Source organism: Pseudomonas parakoreensis, from assembly GCF_021602155.1.
Classification (GTDB): domain Bacteria; phylum Pseudomonadota; class Gammaproteobacteria; order Pseudomonadales; family Pseudomonadaceae; genus Aquipseudomonas; species Aquipseudomonas parakoreensis.
Genome location: NZ_BQHY01000005.1, coordinates 312,329 through 338,016, shown reverse-complemented (window position 1 = coordinate 338,016; position 25,688 = coordinate 312,329). Strand labels below are relative to the sequence as shown.

Annotated in this window: 27 protein-coding genes and 1 pseudogene; 16 read left to right on the top strand and 12 right to left on the bottom strand. The window is 55.9% G+C overall.

From position 1 onward, the window contains the following. Positions 1 to 54: 54 nt before the first annotated feature. The 6 genes from L6D63_RS10140 to dcm all read right to left on the bottom strand — a co-directional run bounded on the left by L6D63_RS10140 (position 55) and on the right by dcm (position 6,918). Positions 55 to 807 (bottom strand): DUF6339 family protein, encoded by a 753-nt coding sequence (locus tag L6D63_RS10140; protein ID WP_131671202.1) that lies wholly within the window; start codon positions 805 to 807, stop codon positions 55 to 57. Positions 808 to 811: 4 nt separating this feature from the next. Then, positions 812 to 1,630 carry a hypothetical protein gene (locus L6D63_RS10135; protein WP_131671201.1) on the bottom strand — a complete coding sequence of 273 codons (819 nt, stop codon included), beginning with the start codon at positions 1,628 to 1,630 and terminating at the stop codon, positions 812 to 814. Next, positions 1,627 to 3,519, bottom strand: coding sequence for a hypothetical protein (locus tag L6D63_RS10130; protein ID WP_131671200.1), 1,893 nt, complete (start codon positions 3,517 to 3,519; stop codon positions 1,627 to 1,629). Before L6D63_RS10130 ends, L6D63_RS10135 begins: the two co-directional genes overlap by 4 nt. A 76-nt stretch (positions 3,520 to 3,595) precedes the next feature. Next, positions 3,596 to 4,048: a very short patch repair endonuclease gene (locus tag L6D63_RS10125; RefSeq protein WP_309295582.1), complete on the bottom strand. Its 453-nt coding sequence runs from the start codon at positions 4,046 to 4,048 to the stop codon at positions 3,596 to 3,598. 23 nt (positions 4,049 to 4,071) lie between these two features. Continuing rightward, the gene (locus L6D63_RS10120; RefSeq protein ID WP_131671198.1) at positions 4,072 to 5,400 is read right to left on the bottom strand and encodes an MvaI/BcnI family restriction endonuclease; all 1,329 of its coding nucleotides are present in this window, start codon (positions 5,398 to 5,400) and stop codon (positions 4,072 to 4,074) included. 81 nt (positions 5,401 to 5,481) lie between these two features. Continuing rightward, a complete protein-coding gene (dcm, locus tag L6D63_RS10115) occupies positions 5,482 to 6,918 on the bottom strand; it encodes a DNA (cytosine-5-)-methyltransferase (protein ID WP_131671197.1) in 1,437 nt (478 codons plus the stop codon). 573 nt (positions 6,919 to 7,491) lie between these two features. Here dcm and L6D63_RS10110 point away from each other — a divergent pair. Together L6D63_RS10110 and L6D63_RS10105 are read left to right on the top strand one after the other, a co-directional pair. After that, positions 7,492 to 8,001 (top strand): BRO-N domain-containing protein, encoded by a 510-nt coding sequence (locus L6D63_RS10110; protein ID WP_131671196.1) that lies wholly within the window; start codon positions 7,492 to 7,494, stop codon positions 7,999 to 8,001. A gap of 275 nt (positions 8,002 to 8,276) precedes the next feature. Then, complete coding sequence (locus tag L6D63_RS10105; protein ID WP_131671195.1) at positions 8,277 to 9,260, top strand: hypothetical protein; 984 nt, start codon at positions 8,277 to 8,279, stop codon at positions 9,258 to 9,260. Positions 9,261 to 9,264: 4 nt separating this feature from the next. On the opposite strand, the gene L6D63_RS10100 is transcribed toward L6D63_RS10105, so the two are convergent. Next, positions 9,265 to 10,080 carry a sulfite exporter TauE/SafE family protein gene (locus L6D63_RS10100; RefSeq protein ID WP_131671194.1) on the bottom strand — a complete coding sequence of 272 codons (816 nt, stop codon included), beginning with the start codon at positions 10,078 to 10,080 and terminating at the stop codon, positions 9,265 to 9,267. Positions 10,081 to 10,192: 112 nt separating this feature from the next. Here L6D63_RS10100 and L6D63_RS10095 point away from each other — a divergent pair, with 112 nt between their 5' ends. The 4 genes from L6D63_RS10095 (at position 10,193) to L6D63_RS10080 (ending at position 12,086) form a co-directional block, all read left to right on the top strand. Next, a complete protein-coding gene (locus L6D63_RS10095; protein ID WP_131671193.1) occupies positions 10,193 to 10,960 on the top strand; it encodes an AraC family transcriptional regulator in 768 nt (255 codons plus the stop codon). A 93-nt stretch (positions 10,961 to 11,053) separates the two neighbouring features. Further along, positions 11,054 to 11,368 carry a helix-turn-helix domain-containing protein gene (locus L6D63_RS10090; RefSeq protein ID WP_047295874.1) on the top strand — a complete coding sequence of 105 codons (315 nt, stop codon included), beginning with the start codon at positions 11,054 to 11,056 and terminating at the stop codon, positions 11,366 to 11,368. A gap of 42 nt (positions 11,369 to 11,410) precedes the next feature. Further along, the gene (locus L6D63_RS10085; protein ID WP_131671191.1) at positions 11,411 to 11,779 is read left to right on the top strand and encodes a type II toxin-antitoxin system RelE/ParE family toxin; all 369 of its coding nucleotides are present in this window, start codon (positions 11,411 to 11,413) and stop codon (positions 11,777 to 11,779) included. Continuing rightward, positions 11,766 to 12,086, top strand: a complete 321-nt coding sequence (locus L6D63_RS10080) for a helix-turn-helix domain-containing protein (protein WP_047295878.1) — start codon at positions 11,766 to 11,768, stop codon at positions 12,084 to 12,086. Before L6D63_RS10085 ends, L6D63_RS10080 begins: the two co-directional genes overlap by 14 nt. A gap of 11 nt (positions 12,087 to 12,097) precedes the next feature. Here the strand turns inward: L6D63_RS10080 and L6D63_RS10075 are convergent, their stop codons facing one another. Continuing rightward, the gene (locus tag L6D63_RS10075; RefSeq protein WP_131671190.1) at positions 12,098 to 13,153 is read right to left on the bottom strand and encodes an MBL fold metallo-hydrolase; all 1,056 of its coding nucleotides are present in this window, start codon (positions 13,151 to 13,153) and stop codon (positions 12,098 to 12,100) included. Between the two features lie 216 nt (positions 13,154 to 13,369). Here L6D63_RS10075 and L6D63_RS10070 point away from each other — a divergent pair, with 216 nt between their 5' ends. From L6D63_RS10070 to L6D63_RS10060, 4 genes and pseudogenes are all read left to right on the top strand, one after another. Beyond that, the gene (locus tag L6D63_RS10070; RefSeq protein ID WP_095668518.1) at positions 13,370 to 13,978 is read left to right on the top strand and encodes a TetR/AcrR family transcriptional regulator; all 609 of its coding nucleotides are present in this window, start codon (positions 13,370 to 13,372) and stop codon (positions 13,976 to 13,978) included. A 143-nt stretch (positions 13,979 to 14,121) separates the two neighbouring features. Then, a pseudogene (locus L6D63_RS28805) lies at positions 14,122 to 14,982 on the top strand (PAS domain-containing protein); the annotation flags it as partial. 51 nt (positions 14,983 to 15,033) lie between these two features. Further along, positions 15,034 to 15,528, top strand: a complete 495-nt coding sequence (locus tag L6D63_RS28800) for a methyl-accepting chemotaxis protein (protein WP_371260358.1) — start codon at positions 15,034 to 15,036, stop codon at positions 15,526 to 15,528. 172 nt (positions 15,529 to 15,700) lie between these two features. After that, entirely contained in the window at positions 15,701 to 16,234 is a 534-nt protein-coding gene (locus L6D63_RS10060) for a DUF1003 domain-containing protein (protein ID WP_041066470.1), read from the top strand. Here the strand turns inward: L6D63_RS10060 and L6D63_RS10055 are convergent, their stop codons facing one another. Continuing rightward, the gene (locus L6D63_RS10055) at positions 16,235 to 17,176 is read right to left on the bottom strand and encodes a LysR family transcriptional regulator (protein ID WP_047296295.1); all 942 of its coding nucleotides are present in this window, start codon (positions 17,174 to 17,176) and stop codon (positions 16,235 to 16,237) included. 138 nt (positions 17,177 to 17,314) lie between these two features. Here L6D63_RS10055 and L6D63_RS10050 point away from each other — a divergent pair, with 138 nt between their 5' ends. Then, on the top strand, positions 17,315 to 18,016 hold the full coding sequence (locus L6D63_RS10050; protein ID WP_131671188.1) for a CTP synthase C-terminal region-related (seleno)protein: 702 nt from the start codon (positions 17,315 to 17,317) through the stop codon (positions 18,014 to 18,016). After that, complete coding sequence (locus L6D63_RS10045; RefSeq protein WP_131671187.1) at positions 18,013 to 18,324, top strand: antibiotic biosynthesis monooxygenase family protein; 312 nt, start codon at positions 18,013 to 18,015, stop codon at positions 18,322 to 18,324. The genes L6D63_RS10050 and L6D63_RS10045 overlap by 4 nt, the downstream gene beginning before the upstream one ends. A gap of 137 nt (positions 18,325 to 18,461) precedes the next feature. On the opposite strand, the gene L6D63_RS10040 is transcribed toward L6D63_RS10045, so the two are convergent. Continuing rightward, a complete protein-coding gene (locus L6D63_RS10040; protein WP_047295892.1) occupies positions 18,462 to 18,788 on the bottom strand; it encodes a DUF2025 family protein in 327 nt (108 codons plus the stop codon). Between the two features lie 222 nt (positions 18,789 to 19,010). On the opposite strand from L6D63_RS10040, the gene L6D63_RS10035 reads away from it, so the two are divergent. The 3 genes from L6D63_RS10035 to L6D63_RS10025 all read left to right on the top strand — a co-directional run bounded on the left by L6D63_RS10035 (position 19,011) and on the right by L6D63_RS10025 (position 21,937). Continuing rightward, positions 19,011 to 20,135, top strand: coding sequence for a glycerophosphodiester phosphodiesterase (locus L6D63_RS10035; protein WP_121186776.1), 1,125 nt, complete (start codon positions 19,011 to 19,013; stop codon positions 20,133 to 20,135). Between the two features lie 159 nt (positions 20,136 to 20,294). After that, positions 20,295 to 20,600, top strand: coding sequence for a PepSY domain-containing protein (locus L6D63_RS10030; RefSeq protein WP_041066459.1), 306 nt, complete (start codon positions 20,295 to 20,297; stop codon positions 20,598 to 20,600). A 161-nt stretch (positions 20,601 to 20,761) separates the two neighbouring features. Continuing rightward, positions 20,762 to 21,937, top strand: a complete 1,176-nt coding sequence (locus L6D63_RS10025) for a GAF domain-containing sensor histidine kinase (RefSeq protein ID WP_131671186.1) — start codon at positions 20,762 to 20,764, stop codon at positions 21,935 to 21,937. Between the two features lie 146 nt (positions 21,938 to 22,083). On the opposite strand, the gene L6D63_RS10020 is transcribed toward L6D63_RS10025, so the two are convergent. Continuing rightward, positions 22,084 to 22,530: a hypothetical protein gene (locus L6D63_RS10020; protein ID WP_047295898.1), complete on the bottom strand. Its 447-nt coding sequence runs from the start codon at positions 22,528 to 22,530 to the stop codon at positions 22,084 to 22,086. Between the two features lie 110 nt (positions 22,531 to 22,640). Then, positions 22,641 to 24,263: a methyl-accepting chemotaxis protein gene (locus tag L6D63_RS10015; RefSeq protein ID WP_047295900.1), complete on the bottom strand. Its 1,623-nt coding sequence runs from the start codon at positions 24,261 to 24,263 to the stop codon at positions 22,641 to 22,643. A 276-nt stretch (positions 24,264 to 24,539) separates the two neighbouring features. Here L6D63_RS10015 and L6D63_RS10010 point away from each other — a divergent pair, with 276 nt between their 5' ends. Beyond that, positions 24,540 to 25,562: a transporter gene (locus L6D63_RS10010; RefSeq protein WP_041066447.1), complete on the top strand. Its 1,023-nt coding sequence runs from the start codon at positions 24,540 to 24,542 to the stop codon at positions 25,560 to 25,562. Positions 25,563 to 25,688: the final 126 nt, after the last annotated feature.

Here is a 25,688-nt window from a genome sequence, read left to right as displayed (position 1 = left end):
GATAGCGAAACTCTAATAAAGGGCTGCCAGTAGGCAGCCCTTTTATTTCAGCGATTAATTGGATTCTAAATTTCGCTGAGCTCTTTCAGCACATCGCAACATTACACTATCAATTACAGTGTCCGGGAGCACCTCAAAAAGCACTCCTCCTGCATCACGATTCACTTCAACCATAAATTTCTGAAAAGCACGCCCAGTGGATGTAATCCACTGATTACTGCGTATTACTCGCATCAAAGCTCTAATAATCGGCACTCTGGCAGCAGTATTCGGCCGTTCCACAAGAGCCATTCGAACATCTGCGACCTTAAGGATAAGTTTGAGGGCACTTTCTGGATCTTCGGGATCGGCGATATTTGCAATATGCATATTCCACCATAACCTAGAAATCGCATTATCATCACGGACACCAGTGCGTCCTTTAGCAAAGAAATGTTTGAGAATATGATCTACTTGGTCTTCATCACTTCCCTTTAGAGGCCATCGCACGCGAGCGTACTTTAGACATTCAAGATGCGTAAAACGCACCCAAACTCTCTCCTCCATTGCTAAAGCCGGCGTCATTCCTTGGAGGGATTTGTATACAGTGATAGAGCTTTCAAAATCAGACGAAGCTCCGCGATCACCGTTCAAACTTGAAAGCCTGTCAGAGTCGACAAACACCGAATCACTATTAATGGACCAACCATTACTAGAGGAAACATCAAAAAAATCTTCTGATCGATATAGTTCTAAATTGTTCACAACAGCGGACCTGAGCTCATACAAACTCGACTCAGATAAGTACTTAAGTTTTTCTGAGGCCATGTCATTACTCCTTTATTACTTCATCCAACTTCAGTGCTGGAAGCTCAAGAAGCTTTTGAGCGCCTTCCAGTATTGAAGAGCCCAACTCATGAGCAATACCCTTAGCTCTGCACTTTTCCATAAATGGGACAAACCATCGCCACGTATCATATGAGTGATCTCCCTGCAGCCGATCAAGGACTTCCATAACCGCAGGTAAATAAATAGAATTTAAAACAACAGCCATTTCTCGCTGACGCAGGAGCTCAATAACAGAAAAAACACTTGGAGATACTAGTATAGAAATTCTGTCCCCCTCTAGATCCACACGAACCTCACCCTCTTCAACTTCAGAAGAGTTATTTAATTCGAAGATACTTTCGATAGAGGCGAGCTTCGCCTGACCAACACTGATTTCTGACTCCGCTCCAATTGCTATAACATCCCCCACCCCCATAAAAAGCGGAGCTGAAAACTCCGAATGAAGTGCTTCCGGATTCCACCCCTTCAGCTCAGATGATAACCAGACAATTGGACGCAAAGAAACCTTGTTAAGCAAACTCCCCGGTACAAAATCAATATTACCGTCAGGATAAGAAAGCTGTCGCAGTTCGTTATAAAAAGTATCACTGCACTTTACAAGACAGCCTACTACTGCCTGACCGCTCACCACCAGATGCGCTACATCAGGATGAGTCAACAAAATATTATGGCGAAGAAAAAGAGCACCAGTCTTCAAATTTTCAGAAACATCAAAATCAACAGAAAATTCTCCATTTAGGAAATCACCCGTAAATGGGCTTAAAACAGGATGAGGGAATTTAGTAACGTCTGACAGTCTCATTCAGGAACCTCCCTGCGTTCAGCATACGATGCCAGCACTTCTATTGGTCCCTCATAAGGCTCATCGAACGAAACCAAGATAGAATAGCGCTCACCATTAGAAACATCTACTATCACTCCCCCCCCACTAACAACACCGACATCCACAGAATTCACAACAAGATTCACTGGCGAGTTTAAACCAACAGCATTTATATCTAACTTAATATTTCCACTCACATCTGCATTAAAAAAAACCCTACGTAAAATCCCTTTCCGCTTAGAATCTTCTATCCGATTTCTAATATCCCTTAAGTCGATAAAAACGTCACGTCCAAAACCTCCTTTTTCGCCCTCACCTCGTTCCTTTCCCTCCCCCCTCTCTTGAGTTCTACTTCTACCAGCACCTCCGCCCTCTCCCTGGTGCCAACTTCCCGTATCACCGTGACCACCTACCTTTTCTTTATTATCTTTACGCTTAGCTGAGTATCTATAATTTTCCGGATCGTTTTCCCCGCTAGAGCTTGATGATTCGCCGCTTCGACTTTCGCCAGTAAAATACTCTCCCAGCTCATCAAGAATTACCGAAGATTGAGACTGAATTCCTGTGGCGTCCTTTATAGTTTGGCGTAGCACGTCACCTAGCTTCCGCAATGCTTTAACTGCGACGACACGCTTAGCACCATCATTAATTCGCTCAGCTGAAAATGCATCATGGGCAGGATTCTCAAGACTTTTCAAAAGCTTGCTGGCCGCATCATCTATTGGTTCAACTACTGCTACAAAGTCCCTAGAATTCTGAAACCTGGCTAGAGGCCGATCAAAGTAACGTAAATTATCTGTTATCAACATGCCGTTACGGATAAAGCCAATGCGTCTCGGAAGTCCCTTATCGACTAGAATTCTGACGCGCATTTTCCCTAAGTCTGGAACTTCAAGAATGGTAACCGAAGCATGCGCCGAAACCATGCATCTATATAGTTCCCGCGCAAACTCCAATCCAGATCGAGCACCTGACTCCTCAGCAGCCTTAAGTATTCTTTCATCTGAGAGCATACTTTCAATAGTATTGGAGTTAATATTCATTCTTCCAGAATCAACTTCGAACACCATCGTCCTATCATGAACGGCTGCGAAAAAATTAGTTAGAAGCGAAGAGGCCATCCTTTCAGCCCAATCATCAGCATATCGAAACCCCAAGCTAAATATTGATGTCCCACGACTATCTCTCTGCATCCACTCTGGCACAGCATCTTTTTCTGTTACAGCCTGAAATGACTTCCACCCCCAGTACCCTGTTGCCTTATATTGATTACCATTAAAATCACCGTGAGAGATAAGCTTGACCTTACCTTGAGCGGCAAACTTTAGACTTTCATCTTGCTCACACTGATAAATAGTCGAATAAAACACTGCTTGTAAATCTGATACGGCAAAGGAGGCATTCTTTCCGATTCCGAAAGAGCCTCCCGAGGTTTCGCTGTCCTTTATGCTAACGCCAGACCCCTTCAGCAAAGCATTAAATGGGGAATGCCGGGTACTTGGAGGGCCCAACAACCCCTTAGTATTGAAGTCTGCTATCCTCAAAATAGACAAATTTGGTTTTTTAATCGTCAGCTTTGCATTATCAAAAAAATCTCTTTCCTTCTCACTGGATGCTTGTTCAAAACAGCTATCAATGACATTCGATAGATAATCAATGGACGGGATTTCTTTCGCTGGAATGCTAAGAACGTCGAAAGTTATTTTAACGGGCTTATCGTTATTAAGGTTAGCATCTCTCGAGTTTTGACCTGCCTCACGAGCGCAGCTACCATATGGTGCGTCGCGAAAGGTTTCTATTCCGGCATCACCAAGCCCCTCCTGTTCATCACCCGCATTTGGTAAAAATTCAAAAGCCGGCTTTGTCATATTTCTTCCTCCTGAAAAAATCAAACTCAAAATGAACAAGAATCTTCATAGAAAACGCTTAAACACCAAAACATCTCTAATCCGGTTTTGAGCGCGGCGGTAAAACTGGCCATTCAAAAAACCTATCTTCTGCCCTTATAAACTCTAACAGCTCGCCAAACTTGGAAACTAAATGCTTAAGCCCACACTCCCAGATAACTAACACCCTCCACCCGCTTCCTAACAATTCAGAAACATGCGATACATCTCGTAATGCATTCCCCTCCAATTTAGCTCGCCAGAACTCTTCTCGTGAGGCGGGGATAGTGGAGTAAAAGCATCCGGCATGGAGATGCCAAAAACACCCATGCACAAATATGGCCAATCGGTACTTCGGGAGAACAATATCTGGCTTTCCTGGCAAGTCTTTGCGATGCAACCTAAAACGGAAACCAGATTCATGAAGAAAACGTCTAACGACTAACTCTGGTTTAGTATGCTTACCTTTTATACTCGACATCATTCGAGAGCGAGTAGCAACACTGACCAAATCATTCAAGTCTTCTCACCTCACTACAGGTCTGTAAGCAATACCCTTTCACTTACTTCATAGAGACTGTCAATGCCTTTCCATCCAACTCTAAATTGGTTTCGCTTCTTTGGTTTCCATTCACCATCGACAAGCTTCATATTTATACCAGGATCGTGATAAACCTTATTTCCATACATCGCATGGAGAAATAGTTTCAAATCAGCACCACTGCATAATAGAATTTCTGGGCCAAACCTATAATAGTTAACATCTTTTGCAATCACCTTATACGAAACATATGCGGTCTGCGCATGCTTCCTAGACCAGTGCGTGAGGATTTTGTTAAAGGTCCAACCTAAGGCGACTTCTCCTTGCAGGTTTCGCATAATTAATCCTCCATCAGGGTCAACTACTTCATTTTTTTCCGGATCATATCCCTCCATCCGAAATGTTAAACCACTACGCTCATTTTGGACGCCTATGAGATGCCTTCCAGTAAAGTCACGTCGTGACTCGGTACAAGTCCCGTAGGTTGTTAGAAACTTCCCTAAGTCCGTTTTATAGGTTCCCGAGTCAGGCTCTGGGGTCATTAAGGTAACTGCACCGGAGCGGTGTGATTTAAGCTCCCAATCGTGAAAGTCAGGTTCTGATCTTCCATTGGGGACTATTCCAAACATTCTTTCGAGAGTGTAACCAGCTCCATTTTTTGCGTGATATTCAATAACATCTCCCGCTGAACTCAGACGCCCAGACCGGACAAATCCACCTCGATAGATTTCCGATAATTTTTCTAAAAGAAGTATGCGCCCTTCCTGTATAGGCTGTTCCAGCTCATAAAAAACTGAAGCAACCCTTGATATTTTCCCGCTTTCAATCCTCACATTAGCATCACGGGCAAGTTTGCCGTCCCAAACTCCGGAATAGGCGAGGATGGTGTTATCTGCGCATATGCCGAGGACAAGGCACCGTTGTGATTGTCCGCGCAAAGCCCTTTGTTCGGGCGTTGGTGGTTGCATAAGCTTGGAAGGTGCGAGAGCAGAACCGCGAAGAAACCCAGACAGTCTGACCTCTGGGTAGCGAGGATAGAAAATTAATTGTGCGCCGGGAGCGGGTGAAGGAGGTGAGTCAGACTCGATATCAATCCAGCTAAGCTTCAAGGAGGCTTTATACATCACCCCCTTATCCTTAGTGGTTTCCCCCACAAGGTCTCCATGGGGTATCAATCGCAAAACATCAAAATCACTTCCAAAGTAAATTTGCTGCTTCGAATTGTCGTTGTTTGCCAACAACTTAAAGACAACGCGCCTTGCTCCGAGGCGACGCATCACCCTTGACACATATTCCAAAGGTGACTCATTAGCTCCTGACACGACAGCTCCTGGACTTAGCCTACATCGAAGCGGCGTGGCCGCTCCGTTCTCTAGTAGTAGCTAAATAACACCAGGGTAGTGTTAATTGGCAAGAGCAATTTCTAATTGTGGTTGTTCCGCATCAGAAATTTTGGCTTTTGCTGCAAGAATTCGGCCCTTCATCAGCGTCGCAACAGCCTCAAACACGGGTACCGCAACTGAGTTCCCAAACTGACGATACGCTTGAGTATCGGACACAGGAATCACAAATTTGCTTTCCCCCGGCTTGTCAAAACCCATCAGGCGCGAGCACTCATGCGGAGTCAGTCGGCGCGGACGATTGAGCTGATTCAATTCACTGTTGAAGTCCAAGGTGTCCACAAAACCACGGTCAACCAGGATTTCCGAACCATCCTTGTGATATCTCGCCGAAAGCGTACGAGCAACATCGTTTGGACGGGTAAGACCAAAGCCAAAACCATTACCCTTTTCGCGATGTTTCTCGGCATATCTGTAAAGGTAATCCCAGAGCTTCGGAGTAAGAATGTATTTTTCGTCCACATCCTTATCGAGCAGATCACCAAAGCTAGGTCGTTGCTTTGGTATGTGCTTGCTGATGTCACGCAGGGTGAACCCTTGGTGAACATTCAAGTCACGACGGAAACCGACCAGCACAATTCGCTCACGATGCTGAGGGACAAAATGCTTGGCATCAATGACCTTCGGGTCTGAGCCTTTCGGTGCATTGACGTCTGCAACCTCATAGCCCAGTTCATCCAGCGCTTCGCAGATGATGCGAAACGTATTGCCCTTGTCATGGCTTTTCAGGTTTTTCACGTTTTCGAGCAAGAATGCGGCCGGGCGTTTCGCGGCAATAATACGTGCCACGTCGAAGAACAGAGTGCCCTGTGTCTCACACTCGAAACCGTGTTTGCGTCCCAGAGAGTTCTTCTTGGAAACACCCGCAAGCGAGAACGGCTGGCATGGAAAACCCGCCAACAGGACGTCGTGATCAGGAATTTCGCGATCAATATTCTTGTACGCTTCTTCGTCGCTGACTTCGGGCTTGTCCGAAAGCGTGACCGAGCGGATGTCGAGATTGAAGCGGTGACGAGCAGGATCGCAGTAGTGGTTCGCCTTGTACGTTTTAACGGCGTACTTGTTCCATTCGGATGTGAACAAGCACTCGCCACCGATGGCTTCAAACCCTTTTCTGATACCGCCGATACCGGCAAAGAGATCGATAAAGGTGAATGAAGGTTTGTGGTTCAAACGCTTGGGCAGCAGATCCTTGAGGCGAGTGAACTCAATGTGGGAAAGCTTCGGCGAAGCCTTGCCCTTGATCCATCGATTGATGGTTTCACGGCACCAGTGACTCGGGCTCACATCATTGAGAATTTCGGCCAACTGCCCTTGGTCGTAGATCTCCAGCAGCTTGTGCAGTAACGCAAGGTCGGTAACAGGATGGGTATCAGGCTCATAAGAATCCGAGGTCTTTTCGCCCAAGGATTCAAAAGATGCTGTTTCAAAAAGATTCATGAGCCGGAATTTCCTCTGGGTCAAAGCTGTGACGAATGGTCACCATTCTAGCCCTAGAAACTCCAAAGTAAATGAAATTTCCCATAATCCGTGAGATCAGTCATGGCGACACGGGTTGGGTGAATTGGAAGAACAGCGGCGACCAAATACTGGATATAAACACAGCATAATTTACTCTGGGCCATTGTCCAGATTTCGTTTTACCTCACGATAAGTAGGAAAAGTCGCTGGTTGACGACCATCCCTGTTCCCCCTACCCTCAGATCCGAGCCTAAGAAACTCTACAAACCAGAGCGGTCCTCCGCACCCGACAGTCATGCGGCTTTTTTTCGTCTGCGGTTTCTCTACGCCTGCGAAAAATCCCGTTAGGTCGGGAGTGGGCGAATACAAGACCCGAAAGGGGAATATGTCCGGCCCGTCTCTGGTGGGTTTCTTAGCTCCCGACACCCTAACGAATGCCCTAAGAAAGCAGCCAGAGGTAAATGGAAATGCCTGACTATCCAACCTTCATGATGAAGGTGATTCGCTGTACCCACCGTTCAAATCCCGTGCTTCCAGGTCAGGAGGCGTGCCATGTCTGAACCACTTCTCCCGACTCGTTTCACCCGCAACAAAACCCACCTGCACGCCCTTCTGGTCGAGAACCAAGCGTGGTTCTGCGTCAATGAGTTGGGCCGGTTAATGGGTAAACATCTTGATGAGCGCCAGTTGCGCAAACTCGACGCTGATCAGCGACAGATGATGTGCGTGGAAATCTATGGCGTAGCTGAAGACCACATGATGGTGAGTGAGTCCGGTGTGTATGCACTGCTGATCTATCACTACTGCCCTGAGTATCGGCAGCTTCGTGAGTGGCTGACGCATCAGGTTGTGCCTGCTCTGCGTGATGCACGTCCGGCGCGTTCGGTTGAGCGTCCGACGTTGAGTGTCTTGAGTTGGCCGCAGATGTCGCTGAGTACGTTGCACTGGCAGGACGAGCCGTGGATTCGGTTGCGGGATATGCCTTGTTTGCTGGCGGAGGATCCGTTCAATCGACAAGAATCCTGGTGGCGTAAGGCCTCGCGATTATTGCGTGGTTGCTGATGGCTTGAAGATCCGCTGTTTGAGGTTCAAGCAGCGGATTTTTTGTGCCTCAAAATGCTTGGGGCTGCTTCGCAGCCCAGCGGGAGCAAGCTCCCTCGCCACAGGGGTGATGTGCTGCCTGCAGTGGCGGGGTGAGGATTGAAATCTGGTTGATGCCTGGAATCGCCAGCAGGCTGCCCCCACAGATTCCGCATCATCCTGAAAACAATCAGTGCAACCCGCCGCGCCTCCCGCTATTAATACCCCTCCCCCCACTCAAGGATCCGAGCCCCGCCATGAAATTCGATTTCGCCTACTGCCTCAGCCTCGACGACAAGTTGTCGATCTATGACGTTCGCGACCTGAATTTCGATGAGACGGTGGCGTTCGATTCTGCCAAGGAGCACTTCCAGTGCCCCAACGATGCCTGTCGTTTGGCGTTTGATGCCTCCAACGAGTTGGGCACGTTCAACGCGAAAAATGTGAATTACGTGCGCACGCCGCACTTCAAGAATCTACCCACGACGCAGCATGTAGCGGGTTGTCCGTATGTGAGTTTGAAAGCGTCGGCATCTGGCGTTGAGACGGCGGATGGCGAAACGGATGACGCTCGCGAGGAACACTTCCCATCGGAGTTGTTGCTGACGCGGCGTGAGTATGTGCGCAAGCCGGCTGCGCCTGCGGGGGCGGCGGATGTGTTGCGGGATGATCCGGTGCGGGTGGCGCAGGTGAGTTCCAGGGAGTCGCCGGGGCGTGAGACGGCGCCGGACAAGACCAGTGTGTTTGCGCATCCGGTGGAGTGTTTTGTGACGAACTTCGCCGACAAGGAATTGCTCAAGCGCATGCCGTTGAAGATCGGCGAGCACACGGCGCCTTATGGCTCGTTCTTCAAGAAGATCGAGTATCTGACGGACAACAAGGGGCTGATTTACTGGGGCAAGATCAAGGAGATCAAGGATTACACCCAGAGTTTTCGCATCGATTTCGAGCAGAAGGTCTGGTTCAAGCAGGCGGGTGAGGCGAAGAAGAAGCCGTATTCGGTGAACGTGTACTTGAGCAAGAAGTTGATCGACAACTATCGCAAGCGCAAGGCGTTTCTGGAAGAGATCAAGCACGCGATCGACAGCGACCAGGAGTTGTTCTGTTTCTTCTATGGGGTGACGCCGGAGTTGAAGCAGGTGCCGAGCAAGAAGAACCCCGAACAGACGTTCGGGGTGTTCAGTGCCAATATCGAGAACCTGGATCACTTTATTGTGCGGGAGGCGCCGGGGTTGGTGTGATGGATCAACTCACACACATGCTGATCATCACCATCATGAGCAAACCGATGTACACCCACGCATGCACCCGATCCGGTATCCGCCCGATCCACGGCGTAGCCAACCGAATCCCGACCAACGACCCCAGTGTCAGCACCGTAAACGCCAGCAAATCCACGTACCCGATAAACCACGCGCCCAGATCCGTCTCGCTGAAACCGGCCAGCGCCATGTACGTCAGCGTCCCGGTCAGTGCCACCGGCACGCTCAGTGGATTGGCCATGGACGTGGCCTGGGACATGCTCAACCCACAGCGACGCAACAGCGGCACGGTCATGACGCTTCCTCCTACGCCGAGGAAGGTGGCGATGGCGCCGATGCCTACACCGCCGGCGGATATTTCCTTGCGATCTAATCGGCGTGGGATGACGCTTTCGTCACGGATGAGGAAGCCGCGTCTGAGCAGGCAGTCGATGATGGTCACGCCGAGGTAGGCGATGAACGCGTAGCGGATGACCTCGCCGCTGACCCACACCGCGGCGATCGCGCCGATGATCGCGCCCTGGGCGATGAAGCCGCCGAGGGGCCACAGGTAATGGCGGATCAGGTTGCCGGCGCGGCGGTGTTTGTCGGTGGCGATCAGGGCGTTGACGATCATCACGCAGGTCGAGGTGGCGACGGCGATGTGCATGGCCGATTGGCCGATGGCGTCGTCGGCGTCGTGACTGGCGTTGAGCATGCGATAGAGCAGCGGCACGACGACGAAGCCGCCGCCGAAGCCGAACAAGACGGCGGTTATGCCGGTCATACAGCCGAACAGGGTTAGCAGGAGGTAGAACATGGCGCGTCTTCCGGTGATGGGAAGCGGCCGACGATAGAGCGACGCGGCTTGGCCTGCTTCAGCAACTCAGCCAATAATGTTTGCGTTTACGCCAACTGCTGGGAAACGCTCGATGCGCAATGTTTCGATCAATCTGCTGGATGACACGCCGCGCCCGGTGGTGGCGGTCGGTACGGATTATTCCCACGGCCATCTGTTGCCATTTCATACGCATCGGCGGGCGCAGTTGTTGTACGGCGCGACCGGGGTAATGCAGGTTCGTACCCATGACGGCAACTGGGTGGTGCCGCCGCAACGGGCAGTGTGGATTCCGCCGGGAGTGGCACATGAGGTGCTGATGCTGGGCGTGAGCACGCGCAGCCTGTACATCGAGCCGGGGTCGGTGGATTTGGGGCAGCGCTGCCAGGTGATCAGCGTTTCGCCGTTGATGCGGCACTTGTTGATGGAGGCGGTGGAAGTGCCGCTGGCCTATGACCTCGAAGGACGCGATGGCGTACTGATCGACTTGCTGCTGCATGAGCTGGCGCGCAGTGCGCCCCTGCCCTTGCACATTCCGCTGCCGACTGACGGAAAGCTCCTGGCTTTGTGTCAGAACTTTCTGCATCAGCCGAACGCCCATCAGTCACCGCAACACTGGGCCGAGCAGTTGCACATAAGCTTGCGCACCTTCAACAGACTGTTTCGGCAGCAGACCGGGTTGAGCTTCAGTCAATGGCGGCAACAGGCCTGCGTGGTGCTGGCACTGGCGCGGCTGGCGGCCGGTGATGCGGTGACGCGGATCGCTCTGGACTTCGGTTATGAAAGCCCGGCGGCGTTCTCGACGATGTTCCGGCGCGTCCTCGGCCAGGCACCGTCCGTCTGGTTGGAGGCGGCGAACTAGGGTAAATCAAAAAATGCGTTTGATCCTGGCCGAAAACAACTGTACAAAAACCCAGTACATTTTCAATCAGCACTCTTGAGCCCGGAGCACACCATGGCCTCTCTTGCGATGAACCACATCCTCGAACGCATTGCCCTTTTCCAGTTCACCCCGACGCACTGCGTCCAGGCCCGAGCGATGCTGGGCTGGAGCGTGGAACAACTGTCGCGTGAGGCGGAGGTTGCGGTGGACGACATTCAGCGGTTTGAAGCGCAGCAGGACGTGCCGGATGCGGCGCGGCTGGCGTTGGCTTATCGATTTGAGGCGCAGGGGTTGGTGTTCTTTCCGGGGTTTGCGCCGGGTCGCAGTGCGAGTATGGGTGCGCCATCGGATGCAGTGGGGCGTGGGGATTATGCGATGGCTGAATGAAAAGGCAAGTTGATATTTATCCCTAAATAGGTATATTTTCGCATGAGTGCAAGGAAGCCGCTCTTGTGGGTCTGCAGTAGTAAGAAAGATCTCAAGCAGATGCCCACAGACGTACAGGATGTTTTTGGTTACGCATTGGATTTGGCCCAGAGTGGCTTGAAGCATCCGGATGCAAAACCCCTGAAAGGGTTCGGAGGCGCGGGTGTGTTGGAGTTGATCGAAGACTTCGACACCAACACCTACCGGGCCATTTATACGGTTCGTTTCGGCAGTGCCATTTATGTATTGCACTGCTTTCAGAAGAAGTCGAAGACCGGAATCAAAACCGCTCAGTCCGACATTGATCTGATCCGAAACCGACTTCGAGCCGCTCAGGATCACGCGAAAGGATCAGGAAATGATAGAAATTGAAGAAGGTAGCGGGAACGTCTACCAAGACCTCGAATTACCCAATGCCAGTGAAATGCAGGTTAAGTCGCAGCTCGCGGCGAAGATCGGCGAGATCATCAAGGCACGCCATCTCACTCAAATTCAGGCATCTGAAATTCTTGGATTATCTCAGCCCAAGCTATCCGAAATGCTGCGGGGGAAATTTCGCGGCATCAGTGAAGCCAAGATGATGGAGTGCCTCTCGCATCTTGGGCGAGACGTTCAGATCGTAGTGAAATCGGCCCCCCGGTCACGGAAAGAGGGCCGAATTGAAGTGGTATTTGCTTAACCTGAAACTCATCAGGCGTTCTGCACCACCCCTTCACCCTCCCCTTCAACCGCCAACCACCACGCACTCCCGCGCTGCGGCTGCATCAGGTTGAACGCCTCGCCCATTTGCGGCGTGGTGATCGCCACACTGCGCTCCCAGGCCAGTGACAGGATGCGATCAAAGGGTTCGTGCCAGGCGTGCATGGCCAGGTCGAAGGTGCCGTTGTGGATCGGAAACAGCCAGCGGCCCTTGAGGTCGATGTGCGCTTGCAGGGTTTCTTCGGGTTGCATGTGCACGTGCGGCCATTCGACGTTGTAGGCGCCGGTTTCCATCAGGGTCAGGTCGAACGGGCCGTATTGTTCACCGATGCGTTTGAAGCCGTCGAAGTAGCCGCTGTCTCCGCTGAAGAAGATGCGGGTGTCGCCATTGATCATCACCCACGAGGCCCACAGCGTGCTGTTACTGTCGAACAGGCCACGGCCGGAGAAGTGCTGCGACGGCGTGGCGACGAAGCGGATGCCGGCGATTTCGGTGCCCTGCCACCAGTCGTACTGGCGGACTTTGCTGGCCTCAATGCCCCATTTGACCAAGGTATCGCCGACGCCCAGCGGGGTCAGGAAGTAGTTGGTCTTGGCCGCCAGTTTCAGCACTGCCTGGTAATCGAGGTGGTCGTAGTGGTTGTGCGAGAGGATCACCGCTTCGATCGGCGGCAATTGGTCGATACTGATCGGCGGCTGGTGAAAGCGTTTCGGGCCGGCCCACTGCACGGGCGAAGCGCGCTCGGCGAAGACCGGGTCGGTGATCCAGAATTTGCCGCGCATTTTCAGCAGCAGGGTCGAGTGGCCGAGGCGATAGACGCTGTGGTCAGGCGCGGCCAGCAGGTCTTCAGTTGTCAGCGACTGCACCGGGATCGCAGCGGCGGGACGAGTATTGCGCGGCTTGTTGAAAATCATGTTCCACATGATCCGCAGCATCTTGCGCCCACCTTCGCGTTGCACCGGCGCATGGTTACGGAATAGCCCTTGATCCTGGCGAGAGGCTTCAGGCGTGGAAATTTGATCCGCAGAAATATCTGAATTGGCCATGACTGAGAGACTCCAGAAAAACCGCGCAATTCACGGTTTTTCACGGTGGGACGATAAATGGCCAAGGCACGCACGCATCAGCCGAACTGTCTGGTTTTTAGGTTGCGCGGATTAACGCAACATTACACTGGGCGGTGTAGTTTCTAGGTTGCATCAAACCGGATGACAAGTAAACTGCCAAGTGTAATTTCCCACTTTCTCTGCCGAAGCTTACTTATGACAGCTGCACAGCGCCTTACCGACCGCAAACGCGAAGCCATCATTCAGGCGGCGATTGCCGAATTCCGGGCCAACGGGTTCGAGATCACCAGCATGGACAAGATCGCGGCCACCGCCGGGGTGTCGAAGCGCACGGTGTACAACCATTTCCCCAGCAAGGAAGAGCTGTTCGCCGAAATTCTCAACCAACTCTGGGCACGAATTACCGAAGAGCAGACGGTGAGCTACCGCGCCGATCAGCCGCTGCGCGAGCAACTGCTGCCCATGTTGCTGGCCAAACTGCAGATGATGGCCGATGACAATTTTCTCGGACTGGCGCGGGTGGCAATTGCTGCCACCATTCATTCACCGGAGCGCGCGCAAGACATGGTGGCGCGCATGGGTGAGCGGGAAGAAGGCCTGACAGTGTGGATTCGCGCCGCATTGGCCGATGGTCGGTTGAAGTCCGTGGATGCCGATTTCGCCGCGCAACAGGTGCAGGGGCTGTTGAAGTCATTCGGTTTCTGGCCGCAGATTTCCATGGGTTTGCCGCCGCTGGATGCAGACACGCAAAAAGCCGTGGCCGAGTCGGCATTGGAGATGTTTCTGGCACGTTATCAGCTCTGAACCGGCCTCTTCGGCACCCGCCCGGTGTCACCGACTCGAACTTTGAAAAAGCCGGAAACGTACCGATGCGCAATTTCTTGTACAACTTAACTTGGTTTGTATAAAATCGAGCCGTCAGCCTGGATGCTGGCACTTTGCAGTCAATGACAAATGCCGACCCGGCATTTGTTCTGCCAGCGCGGAAACAGGGACACAAACCTCGTCTTTCCCTACTTCCAGGTACTGCCTCTATGTTTTTCAAACGCCACCAGGCCGAACTCAACGATCTTCAACACACCATCACCGAACAAAACGGCCTGCTTGAAGCGATCAATCGCTCCATGGCGGTGATCGAGTTCGACCTTGACGGTGTGGTGTTAAAGGCCAATGACAACTTCCTCAAAACCATGGGTTACCGCGCCGAACAGGTGATAGGCCAGCCGCATCGCTTGTTCTGCACTCCGGAGTTTGGCCGCAGCGCGCAATACACCGAACTGTGGTCGCGCCTGAAAAACGGTCAGTTCCAGTCCGGCACCTTCGAACGGATCAACAGCCAGGGCCAGCCGATCTGGCTGGAAGCCAATTACAACCCGATCAAGGATGCCTCGGGACGTGTGGTCAAAGTGGTCAAGTTCGCCATGAACGTGACGACCAAGGTGCAGCAGGAAAGCGAGGCCAACGCCAAACTGCAGGCAATCGACCGGGCGATGGCGGTGATCGAATTCGACCTCGACGGCGGCATTCTCACGGCCAATCAGAATTTTCTGACACGCATGGGTTACACCCTCGCTGAACTCAAGGGTAAACATCACCGTTTGTTCTGCCGCGCTGAGCTGGTCAACAGCAGTGCCTACGAGGACTTCTGGCGACGCTTGAATCAGGGTGAACTGTTCCAGGGCCAGTTCGAGCGCGTCGACAAGCGCGGCCAGAGTATTTGGCTGGAGGCCAACTACAACCCGGTGTACGACGCCGCGGGGCGTTTGTGCAAAGTGGTGAAATTCGCCACGGACGTCACCGCCCGCGTCGAGCAGCACGAGCACGATGCCCGTAGCGCCAGCGCCGCTTATCACATCTCCGTGGAAACCCGGAAAGTCGCCGAGCAAGGCACTCAGGTGATCCAGCAGGCGGCCAGCGAAATGCGCGAGATTGCTGACGACATCGCGCAGTCATCAACGCTGATTGCGCAACTTGGCGAACGCTCGGAGCAGATCACCGCGATCGTCAATACGATCCGCGCGATTGCCGACCAGACCAATCTGCTGGCGCTCAACGCGGCAATTGAAGCGGCTCGCGCCGGGGATCAGGGCCGCGGTTTTGCCGTGGTGGCGGACGAAGTGCGGCAACTGGCGGCGCGCACCAGCGGCTCGACGGCGGAGATTTCCAACATGATCGGCCTGATCCAGAGCGAGACACGGCAGGCGATCAAGAGCATGGAAGGCACCCGCGGGCGGGCGGCGCAAGGCGTTGAACTGGCGGATCAGGCCGGCAGCGTGATTCTGCAGATCCGCGATGGCGCCAGTGAAGCGGTGCAGGCGGTGAGCATGTTTGCCAATGAGCGGGCGCCGGGCTGAGAGACCGCGTCGCGGCTTTCGCGAGCAGGCTCGCTCCCACAGGTTCCGGGTTGATCACAAGTTAAGTGATCGACTCATCAATCCCTGTAGGAGCGAGCCTGCTCGCGAACGGGCCATCAGCCTCGATGCAGGGCTATAGTGACCTCCAGTCCCAAGTCCTGCCGAGCCCACCATGACCACAGAAAAACCCGATGTCCCCGCGCCCGCCCCGGTCGATCACCTGCGCTTCCACCGCCCCCACGCTCACCTCAACACCACCTTCGGCAACGACGCGTTCGCCCTGCGTGCCGAGGCCTTCGCGCGGTTCTTCGGCACGCCGCTGTTTCTCGGCGCGCAAACGCTGATCGTCGCAGTGTGGATCGGCCTAAACGTCTCGGGCGTGACGCAGTTCGACGTCTACCCGTTCATCCTGCTCAACCTCGCGTTCAGCCTGCAAGCCGCCTACGCCGCGCCGTTGATTCTGCTGGCACAGACTCGACAGGCCGCGCGGGACAAGGCGCAGTCGGACGCCGACGCGCAACACCGTGAAGCGCTGGCGGTGGCCAACAGCGAGCGCCAGGCGCAGGCCGCACAGACCACCGCGCAACTGCTCGAATTGCTGGAACAGAACACCCGACTCACCGAGATGACCAAGAGCCTGACTGAACGCATCGAAGGCCTGACCCGCGAACTGCATGCGCACATCTGCCAGGATCCGCAACGCTGATCATGGCAAACGCAGCGCCCGCCCCAATTCATCGAACAGCGTGACCACCGCGCGCAACGCGCGGCAGTCCGCGCGGGTCAGCAGCCACAGCGCGGTGTCATAGCCGTGCAGCGGTTCGCTGAGGGGCTGCAAGCCTTCCGTGATCAGAAAGTCCGGCAACGCCGCCACGCCGAGACCGCCGCGCACCAGTTCCGTCACCGAGAGCATGCTGTTGCAGCGATAACTCGGGATCACGCCGGGCAACTGTTGGCGGCGCCAGGCGACGGTCGGGTGATCCGGCAGAAACTCGTCCGGGGCGATCCAGGTCAGCGCTGCCAGATCCGTCGCATCCACATTCTGCAGATAACGCGCACTGGCGCAGACCCGGTAGGAGACCTTCGCCAGTTGCCGTCCGACCAGATGCTCCGGCGGTGTACGCGTCAGGCGCAGGGCGATGTCGGCATCACGCCGGCTGAGGTTGGCGAAATCGTTGGAGGTGCTCAGCTCGAGAGTCAGCGCCGGGTAGTTCGGCATGAACTGCGCCAGCGCCGGCAACAGCAGGCCTTGCAGCACCGAATCGGTACAGGTTAGGCGCACCGTACCGCTGACCACTTCCCCGCCCTGCTCGACACCGATTCGCGCCGCTTCCAGCGCCTGCTCGGCGCGCTCGGCCTGCTCGGCCAGCGTCTGCGCGAGGGTGGTAGGCAAATAACCGGCGCGGCTCTTTTCGAACAACTGCTGGCCCAGCGCCGACTCCAGACGACGCACTGCGCGAAACACCGTCGACACGTCGACCCTGAGCAACTGCGACGCCCGGGCCAGAGAGCCGCCGCGCACCAACGCAAGGATCAGCGCCAGATCCGGGTAGTCGAGTCGATAGTGCGTCGCTGCATTGATCACTTGGGAAAACGCCAATATTGAGTGCGTGAACGCCAATCTATAGTGAGCCCCGGTGATCGACAACTGCACACATTCACCGTGGTGAGGGGATTCATCCCCCGATGGACTGCGCAGCAGGCCTTGTTTGAGGGCCGCTTCGCGCCCCGTCGGGGATAAATCCCCTCACCACAGAGGTTTACTCACTCAAATCCAGGAAATTCCATGGACGCCATTTCCATCGCCCTGATCGGCGATTACGACCCGCAAGTCACCGCCCACCAGGCGATCCCCGTTGCCCTCGGCATGATCGCCGAGCAGTCCGGCCACAATGTGCAATTCGACTGGCTGGCCACGGAGCAAATCCACGTCGATACACCATTGGCACACTACGACGGCTTCTGGTGCGTCCCGGCCAGCCCCTACAACAGTGAGGCCGGTGCACTCAGGGCGATTCGTTTTGCCCGCGAACAACAGCGCCCGTTCCTTGGTACCTGCGGCGGTTTTCAGCATGCGCTGCTGGAATTCTCCCGCAACGTGCTGGGCTGGACCGATGCCGAGCATGGCGAAACGTCACCGGATTCGCCGCGAGCGGTACTGACACCGCTGACCTGTTCGTTGGTGGAGGCGGTAGACAGCATTCATCTGGTCGCCGGTTCGTTGATCGCCAAGGCGTACGAAACGTCTGAAATTCATGAAGGTTATCGCTGCCGATTCGGTGTGAATCCGCAGTTCGAACAAGAATTGCTGACCCCTCCGCTACGCGCCGTGGGGCACGATTCGGCGGGCGACTTGCGCGCGATCGAATTGACTGACCATGTGTTTTTTGTCGCCACGCTGTTTCAACCGGAACGTGCGGTGCTCAACGGCCAGATCCCACCGTTGGTGCGGGCGTTCGTCGAAGCGTGCGTGGAGCAACGGCAATGAAACCGGCCCCAACCTGCTTCGCGGTGATTTTCACCTCGACCCGTACCGAGGGTGACAACGGTTACGCGGCGGCCTCCGAGCGCATGATGGAGCTGGTCAGCCAGCAACCGGGGTTTCTCGGGATTGATTCGATTCGCGGGGAAGATGGCGTCGGTATCACCATTTCCTACTGGGAGAGCGAAGCGGCGATTCTGGCCTGGCGCGAGCATCCCGAGCACCGGGTGATTCAGGCGCGCGGGCGGGCGCAGTGGTATTCGACGTTTCAGACGCGGGTGTGTCGGGTGGAGCGGGAGTATCGATTTGGGTAGGGAGTTGGGTGGGGTTCTCTCTGGCCTCATCGCTGGCAAGCCATCTCCCACAGGTACTGCGTGATCTTCAGAACAACGAATAACCTGTGGGAGCGTGGCTTGCCCGCGATGCGGCCAGTAGCGTCAATACAAAAACCTCAGCCCTGCACCAGACTGCGCACCGCCACAATCTCCGGCACCTCAACCTTGCTCATGTACACCCGCAACGGCTCGGTGATGTTGATCCGCTCGTCGATGTTCTGGTCCAGCAGCAACTGAATCAGCTCGCGTTTAAGCGTCATGGTCTGCGGCGTCACTGGCGCCCAGACAAATTCATTCACAGGAATAATGCCGTCATCGGCCACGTCCATGCCGAACGAATCTTCGCTGAATCGCACGATGTACTGACCGGTCTTGCGGTTGAGGCCGACAAAACCCTTGAGGTCATCGGCGGCCTGACAGATGAGTTGGGAAGTGATGCGCATGGTAAACCTCACGAAAAATCATCGATGGTTTACACGCAGGGCAACAGACTCGGCGCGCCCTCTGCCGGAGCGTCTGCCGAGGGCAAGCGTACTGCAAACCGCGCCACAAAAGTGCAGGAAAAATCGCTTTTAATACGTTTATGTCGGTCTGGCGATAGCACGCAATCGCTTCAGTTGTTAAAAGGTACGTCTTTGAAAATGCCCTGCGAAAGGAACTCGAACATGCCCGCCACTTTCACCAAAAGCGCCCTCATGCTGAGCCTGATGCTCGGTCTCGGCCAGGCCCACGCCGCCGCGACTGACGTCAACGCGCTTGCCGCCGCCCATGGCATCCCGCATCCAGCCGTGATCGCGCACCGTGGCGCGTCCTTCGACGCACCGGAATCCACCGCCGCCTCCTACAAACTGGCCCGCGACCTTGGCGCCGACTACCTGGAAATGGACTTGCAGCGCAGCAAGGACGGCGTGTTGTTCGCCCTGCACGACAACAACCTGCAACGCACCACCGACGTCGCCACCAAGTTCCCCGAGCGCAAGGACAGCCCGGCCACCGCCTTCACCATGGCCGAACTGAAAACCCTCGACGCCGGCAGCTGGTACAACAAGGCTTACCCGGATCGCGCGCGTCCGACCTACGCCGGACTGAAAATCCTCACCCTCGATGAAATCATCGACATCGCCCAGGCCAACCCGAAACACAAGCCGGGCCTGTACATCGAAACCAAGGAACCGCAACTGTTTCCGGGGATCGAGCATGACCTCAAAGAGAAGCTGCAGGATCGCGGCTGGCTGAGCCCGGCCGGTTCGAAGCTGGCGAAAAGCGAACTGGGCGTCGGCCAGGGCAAAGGCAAAGTGATCCTGCAGACTTTCGAGAAGAACAGCCTCGAACTGTTGCAAAAGGAAATGCCGCAAGTGCCGAAGATCCTGCTGCTGTGGGTCGGCGAAGGCAGCATCGAGCCAAAATCCAAGGTGAGCTTTGCCGAATCCGGCGAGAAGGACAAGAACGTGTTCTACGGCAAGCAGGAGCCGAAGTCCGAAGCCGAATTCAAGCAATGGGTGGATTTCGCCAAGGCTCACGGCGCCATCGGCACCGGTCCTTCTGCCAAGTTGACCAAGGGCGGCGATCAGAGCTACTCGGATCTGGTGCAACCGTGGATGAATCAATACACCCACGATCAGGGCATGCTGGTGCACGTATACACCGTCGATGAGCCGGTGGACTTCGAGAAAGTCATGGCGGCCGGGGTTGATGGCATCTTCACCAACCGCGCCAGCGAACTGTTGAAGTTCTACAAGCGTCCGGCGCCAGCCAGTGTGGATCAGGTGTTGAAGAACAACGGGTTCTGATCTGCAAAACCGAGGCGCCTTCATCGCGGGCAAGCCACGCTCCCACAGGTTTTGTGTCGGGCCTGGCTTGCCCGTTTTGTATTCGGGGGTTTTAAGGGTGAATTAAGTTGCGGTGGTTAACCTGAGCCCACTTCAACGAACAACCCAAGGAATGAGCCGATGAAAACTTTGACTGCCCTGTTTACCGCCGCTGCCCTGACCCTGACTGCTGGCCTGGCCCAGGCCGATGTGCGCGTCGACCAGATCCCTGAGCTGGTCAAATCCGGCAAGATCAAGTCGCTGGAATCGATGAATGCCGAAGCGCTGAAACTGCATCCGGGTGCGACCATCACCGACACCGATCTGGATAACCACTTCAACGGTTACGAGTACGAAGTCGAGCTGAAAACCGCCGATGGCAAAGAGTATGACGTCGATTTCGATGCCACTACCGGCAAGGTGCTAAGCAACAAGCAAGACACCTGATACACCGCCAACGCAAAGCCGCACGATCCCGGATCCTGCGGCTTTTTTGCGTCCGTTGCCCGGCGAATCACGCGGATGCCGCCTGAAGGGATGCCAAAATCGCCATCAGACGGCTAGTATGGCGACCATCAGATAAACAATTGCAGCCGAGAGCGATGGGCATGGGGCAGACAGCGGCAACAGACATCGCAACGATCGGACGGATCAGCGCGGTTCCGGCGATTCTTCAGGTGATTCGCGAACTGACCGGCCTGCGCTTTGCCGCTGTGGCGCGGGTTACCGAGGAGTCGTGGACAGCCTGCGCCGTCCTCGACCAGCTGGATTTCGGCCTGCAGGTCGGTGGCGAACTGGATGTGGTCACCACGCTGTGCCACGAAATCCGCGCTGCCCACACTTCGGTAGTGATCGACAAGGCCAGCGAAGACCCGCTCTACCGCGATCATCACACCCCGCGTCTGTACAAATTCGAGAGTTATATCTCGGTGCCGGTGTTCCGCACCGACGGACGCTTTTTCGGCACGATCTGCGCACTCGATCCGAACCCGGCACAGCTCAAGTCCAGCAGCATCCAGAGCACCATGGAGTCGTTCGCGCGGATGCTTGCGTTGCAGATCGAAGCCGAGGAAAACGCGCAGCTCACCGAAACCGCGTTGTTGCAGGAGCGCGAAACCGCCGAGTTGCGCGAACAGTTCATTGCCGTGCTCGGCCACGACTTGCGTAACCCGTTGTTCGCGATCAGCGCCGGCGCCGAAATGCTCCTGCGCAAGCATCCGGATCTGGCCATCGAAGTGCGGGTACGCAATATCCTCGGCAGTGCGCAACGGGCAACCCGGCTGGTGGATGACGTACTCGACTTTGCTCGCGGACGCTTGGGCAAGGGCATTCCGGTGAATATCCAGCCCTGCGCCGATTTGACCGAAGCCGTGCAGCAAGTGGTGACGGAAATTCGTAACGTGCATCCGCAGCGCACCATTCACGCGTCCATCGGCGACTTGCAGGGCTTGCCCTGTGACCGCGCGCGGATCGCTCAATTGCTGTCGAACCTGCTGGCCAATGCGGTGGCCCATGGCGACCCGGCGGGTGACATTGAGGTCATTGCGCAAGTCGAGCACGACGTGTTGATGCTGGCGGTGAAGAATCAGGGGCATATTCCCGAGGCGGTTTTGCCGCATCTGTTCCAGCCTTACTCGCGCCCAAGCGCCAGCACGCCACAGGCCGGGCTCGGTCTGGGGCTGTATATCGCCAGTCAGATCGCCCAGTCCCATGGCGGGCATTTGCATGTGGCGTCCACCGCGCAGAGCGGCACGCTGTTCACCTTCAGCCTGCCCACTGCCTGAAACACCGCAAACTCAAATCCACCACAGATCCCTGTGGGAGCGAGCCTGCTCGCGAAAGCGGTCTGTCTGCCACATCTGAGGCGACTGGCACTGCGCCTTCGCGAGCAGGCTCGCTCCCACATTGGACCTTCAGTGCTTTTGAGAAATCAGGCCGACGTGCTGACCAACGACCCCGAGCTGCTCGACCCGGAATCCTGCAACGCCTGCAACAAAGCCGCCGTCGCGGTCTGCAACGAAGCCGAGGTGCTGGAGATCTGCGACTCGGCGGAGGCTACGTCAGCCGCTTTGGCATCAGCGTCTTCCTGCTTGGCCTGAGCCGCTTGCAGCGCTTGCTGTTGCTCCTGCAATTGCTTTTGCAGCTCGGCGATCTGCTTGCGCAGTGCTTTCACCGAATCCGATTCACCGCTGCTGTCGGAACTGCTGTCGCCTGCCGGAGCCGCGCCCCCGCCGGCCGCGACTTTGCTGGTATCGGCGCTGACGCCTGCGCTGCTGGTTGCAGTGGCCGAGGTGTCGTCACTGGCGTCGCTGATTTTGGTTTTGCTGGTGGCGGTGCTGACGGTCTGATTGATCGAAACGGAGGTGATGCTGACCATGGGATGGCTCCAATGCCGGTTTTAGATAACCGGCCATCGGCGGCAGTCGTACGGATTTGAGATCGACTGTGTACCGACTCGGTAACCGAATCGGTACACGTCGGCGGACGTCAGGCGCTCAGGCGCGCGGTGACTTCGTTGAGTTGCCCGGACAGGCCATGCAGATTCTGGCTGGCACTTTCGGTGCGCTGCACGCTGTTGAGGTTAGTGCTGGCAATCGAGGTGATCTCGGTCAGGTTGCGCGAGATGTCTTCGGCCACCGAGGTCTGCTCTTCGGCGGCGGTGGCGATCTGGCGGTTCATGTCGCGGATCGCTTCCACCGCATGGGTGATGCGCTCCAGCATCGCACCGGCCTGGGTCACTTGCTCGACGCTTTCGTCGCTGCGCGCCTGACCGCTTTCGATCGCTTGCGCAGCGTCCACGGCACCGGTCTGCACGTTCTGAATGATCTGGTTGATCTCGATGATCGACTCGGCCGTACGCTGCGCAAGGTTGCGCACCTCATCGGCGACCACCGCGAAACCGCGTCCGGCCTCACCGGCCCGCGCCGCTTCAATCGCTGCGTTGAGCGCCAGCAGGTTGGTCTGTTCGGCGATGCCGCGAATCACTTCCAGCACCTTGCCGATGCGCCCGCTGTCGCTTTCCAGGCGACGAATCACTTCAGCGGTGTTGGCGATTTCGCCACGCATCCGGGTGATGCTGTGGATGGTGCCCTGCATGACCTTTTCACCCTGCTGGGCGGACTGGTCGGCATCGTCGGCAGCCCGCGCCGCATCCGCCGCATGCCGGGCGACTTCCTGGGCGGTGGCGGACATTTCGTTCATTGCCGTGGCCACCTGATCGGTGCGGTTGAACTGCTCGTTGGTGCCGCCGGCCATGGTCGTGGCGATCGCATTCAGTTCGCCGCTGGCGCTGTCCAGATCACTGGCACTGCGTTGCAGGTGAGTGAAGGTTTCAGCGAGGAAATCGCGCAGGGTATTGGCGGCAGCCGCAAGGTTGCCCAACTCGTCCTGGCGGGCGTTGGCGACGCGTTCGGCAAGGCGCCCACGGCTCAACTGGGTGACGTAATCGATCAGTTTGCGGATCGGTTCGATCAGGTTGCGGTTGACCAGCCACAGGCTGAGCAAACCGATCAACAGACCGGAACCGAGCATCACCACAATCCCCAGCAGCACGGTGCTGTCGGCATTGGCACTGATCTGCGCCGACTGTTCGGTGCCCTGCTTGCGCAGCTCGGCGACCAGTTCGCTCATCTGATCGCTGGTGGCGCGGTCCACGCCTTTGACCGCACTGTCGCCAGCCGCTGGATCGGCACCGGCCGCGACGTAGGCATCGCGACCCTTCTGGTAGGCGCTGCCGAGTTGGCGGTGCTCTTCACGCAGGCGTTCGATGCGGGACTTCAGCGCCGGCTCCAGGCCTTTCTGGCCGGCCAGTTCACCGAGAATGCTCTGCACATCGCGCTGACGATCTTCGAACTGGCTCCAGTATTTGGCCAGGTCCGCCGGTTGCTTGCCGCGCAGCAAGACGTTTTTCCACTCCTGCACCTGCACCTTGAATTGCAGGTTGGCCTCGTCGATCAATTGTGAGGTGTGCAAGGGGCCGGCGATCAACTGGCTGTAGTTCTGCACGCCATTGGACAGGAAATGAAAGCAGGCCAGTGCGATCAACAGCATCGCCAGCAGGCTGCCGCTCAGCAGGGCGAGAATTTGTGCTCTCAGGGATTTTTGCAGCATCGCGAGATACTCAGGACAGGGATGAGGCACGCCCGATAAGGCGTGGAATTTTGCCGGACATCCGTGTCGGCGAGCCTTGGCTCATGGCCAAGCGCGCGCAACGTAACCCAAGCGTGATCGGCGCACCAGAGCGCTTCTTGAAGGAAATCCGACCGCCGGTAAGGCATTGATCTGGCGTCACTTTATCGTCACACAAGTGTCATATCCGGTTGCGATGATGCGGCTCAGGTGAATCTGAAAACTCCACGCCAGACGCCCTCCTCGCAGCGAGCCTCCATGAACCACAGCCTCGACCTCAGTCATCGCGATCCTGATTTGTTCGGTCTGCTTTACGGCTTCCGTTTTCGTCCTGGTGAGCGTGGCCGCGAAGTCGATTCGGCGACCGCCCTGCGTTGTCTGCAAGACGACAGCGACCGTGATGAATTCCTCTGGCTGCACCTGAACCTGGCGCACGCCGCGTGTGAGCGCTGGATGAAAAGCCATCTGCAATTGCCCGAAGAGTTTTTCGAGGCGCTGCACGAAGGTTCGCGCTCGACGCGCATCGAACACGTGGACTCGGCGTTGCTGGCAGTGGTCAACGACGTGGTGTTCAACCTCAGCAGCATGGTGTCCTCGGACGTGTCGACGCTGTGGGTCTGTGTGCGCAGCAAGCTGATCGTCAGCGCACGCCTGCAACCGCTGCACTCGGTGGACAAATTGCGTTCGTCGGTGAAGGCCGGCGAATGCTTTCGCTCACCGTCGGAACTGCTGGTGCACCTGCTGCGCGATCAGGGCGAAGTGCTGACGCAGATCGTGCGCAAAACCAGCATGAGCGTCGATCAGGTCGAAGACGAATTACTCTCCTCGCGCCTGTCGACCAACCGCGCCGAACTCGGTGCCAACCGTCGGGTGCTGGTGCGCCTGCAACGCCTGTTGGCGCTGGAGCCGGGCTCCTTGCTGCGCCTGCTCAATCGTCCACCGGCCTGGCTGCAGAAAGAGGACGTCAAGGAGCTGCGCAAGTCCACCGAGGAATTCGCGCTGATCATCAACGACCTCACCGCCCTCGGCGAGCGGATCAAACTGCTGCAGGAAGAAATCGCTGCCAACCTCAACGAACAGAGCAACCGCACGCTGTTCACCCTGACCGTGGTCACGGTGCTGGCGCTGCCGATCAACATCATCGCCGGCTTCTTCGGCATGAACGTCGGCGGCGTGCCGCTGGCGACAGATCCGGAAGGGTTCTGGATTCTGGTGGCGCTGGTGGCGACGTTTACCGTGATTGCCGGGCGCTGGGCGTTTCGCAAGCGCGGGGATTACTGACCACCGAACCTGATGTCCAGCACAGTTCCCCTGTGGGAGCGAGCTTGCTCGCGAAGACGGAATATCAGGCACCATCATTGTTGAATGACACACCGCTTTCGCGAGCAAGCTCGCTCCCACAGGGAT